Origin of the sequence: Blastococcus litoris (assembly GCF_003075095.1) — a bacterium.
In the GTDB taxonomy this organism is placed as follows: Bacteria; Actinomycetota; Actinomycetes; order Mycobacteriales; family Geodermatophilaceae; genus Blastococcus_B; species Blastococcus_B litoris.
Genome location: NZ_QCZF01000028.1, coordinates 1 through 595 on the forward strand (window position 1 = coordinate 1; position 595 = coordinate 595).

The window sequence follows — 595 nt, forward strand, 5'->3', positions numbered from 1 at the left end:
GCCCCGGCCCCGGCCCCCGCCCCGGCCCCGGCGGTCAGCGTGTCCAGCGGAGCGAGCACGGTCAGGTGGGCGGTGACCGGCGGCCGGCTGTCATCCCAGGGGCGGGTGACGAGGTCGAACAGCACCCCGACCCGCAGCTGCCCGAGGGTGTGCGCGTCGCCGTCGGCCTTGGCGATGCGGGCGTGCCCCTCCACGGTGGCGCTGATCGTCGCGGCCATGTCCTGCGGGCAGAAGATGGACAGCTCGGCCATGCCGTCGCGGGCCGGCCGCAGCACCACGTCGGCGCCGCGGGCAGCGGTGCGACGGCGCCGGTCGGCCGCGGCCGGGTCGTGGCGGAGCAGTTCGGCGCGGACGGCGGCCTGCAGCCCGCGGATCGACAACCGGGCCGCCCGCGGCAGCACCGCCGCCTCGATCGAGGCCAGCACGGCCGGCTCCAGGTCGCGGGCCGGGTCGGACAGCTCGGCGGCCAGCGCCCGGGCCCGCGGCCAGTCCACCTCCCCGTCGGCCAGCGCCGCCCACGTCGCGGGCAGCCGGTCGCGCAGCAGCAGCGCGCAGTCGGCCAGCTTCGTCGCCGCCGTCCGGGAGCAGCCCAGGA

General features: G+C 79.3%; 1 protein-coding gene. It reads right to left on the reverse strand.

What is annotated here, in order from left to right:
* The coding region (locus DCS98_RS22460; protein WP_116453706.1) for a DUF222 domain-containing protein at nucleotides 1–595 on the reverse strand (595 nt) is incomplete at both ends.